Here is an 800-nt window from a genome sequence, read left to right on the forward strand (position 1 = left end):
GGTAACTACTACACAGCAACAGGCGGACAAGGCGACATGCTTGCAGCAGGAGATGTTATAACCGCTACACAAACACTTTATGTGTATGCCGTAAGCGACACCAACCCTGACTGTACCGCAGAAAACAGCTTTGTGGTAACCATAAACAACACTCCTGTACTTGATGTACCTGCCGATGTGGCAAGCTGCGACAGCTATGTGCTTCCTGCACTGGCTACAGGTAACTACTACACAGGACCGGGCGCTACAGGTACCATGCTGAATGCAGATGATGTAATAACCACATCTCAAACCATCTATGTGTATGCTTCAACAGGCACTACACCTGATTGTAGCGCAGAAGGCAGCTTTGTGGTAACCATCACAGACAGCCCTGTGGCACAGGTAATGGCAGATGTTACAGCATGTGACAGCTACACCCTTCCTGCACTTAACGCGGGTAACGCTTACTACACCGGTACAGGAGGTACAGGCGATATGCTGGCAGCAGGTGAGGCTATAACCGCCACACAAACCATCTATATCTTTGCAGAGACAGGCACTACGCCAAACTGTACCGATGAGAGCAGCTTTGTGGTAACCATCAACCCGACACCACAGTTCAGCCTTGGCGGCCCTTACTCAGCCTGCCTTGCCGAAACAGTGAGTATATCTGTAACCGGAGCTAACTTCAATACGGCTAATGCTACTTATGTATGGACGTATGAAGGTACAACCCTTGCTGATAACGATGCCAGCATCACACCGGCTAACGGAGCCTTTGGTACCTATGAAGTTACAGTAACTGTAAACGGATGTAC

The 800-nt window shown here is 49.4% G+C and carries 1 pseudogene; it reads left to right on the forward strand.

The features are described from left to right. Nucleotides 1-800, forward strand: a pseudogene (locus KJK34_RS15010) (hypothetical protein); the annotation flags it as partial.

This window comes from Flavobacterium coralii (genome assembly GCF_019891545.1).
GTDB lineage: Bacteria > Bacteroidota > Bacteroidia > Flavobacteriales > Flavobacteriaceae > Flavobacterium > Flavobacterium coralii.